The organism is Paenibacillus sp. VT-400 (genome assembly GCF_001029205.1).
Taxonomy (GTDB): Bacteria; Bacillota; Bacilli; order Paenibacillales; family Paenibacillaceae; genus Paenibacillus; species Paenibacillus amylolyticus.
Genome location: NZ_LELF01000042.1, coordinates 1 through 395 on the forward strand (window position 1 = coordinate 1; position 395 = coordinate 395).

At 49.9% G+C, this 395-nt stretch carries 1 pseudogene; it reads left to right on the forward strand.

The features are described from left to right. Positions 1-207 (forward strand): annotated as a pseudogene (locus EL84_RS31960) (3-hydroxybutyrate dehydrogenase); the annotation flags it as partial. Between the last annotated feature and the right edge of the window lie 188 nt (positions 208-395).

A 395-nucleotide genomic window follows, 5' to 3' on the forward strand; every position in this document is an offset into this window, starting at 1 on the left:
GTGGAAAAGCAGATCGCCGACCAGGCCAAAGTGCACCAGATGAGCGAAGCGGATGTGGTGAGCCAGGTGCTGCTGCTGAAACAGGCGGTGAAAGAATTTGTGCCCGTGGAAATTCTCGGGCAGCTGGCCCTGTTCCTGGCTGCCGACGGTGCTACCACACTTACGGGCGCCGCACTGCCGGTAGATGGAGGCTGGAACGCGCAGTAAAAAATTACCGGGCAGAGGTAGGCATTCTGAGATTATTTGAGTAATTTAATAGTACCATGCTTTACCTCGCCCGGCTTAAAAAATATCTCAGAACCCAGCCACTGCTCCGCCGTATCTTTTTCTCCTTTTATTTTCGCCTTTTTGTTTTAGACTTCAAGAAAAATCATTTTTTGGTAGTGTTATGGCTG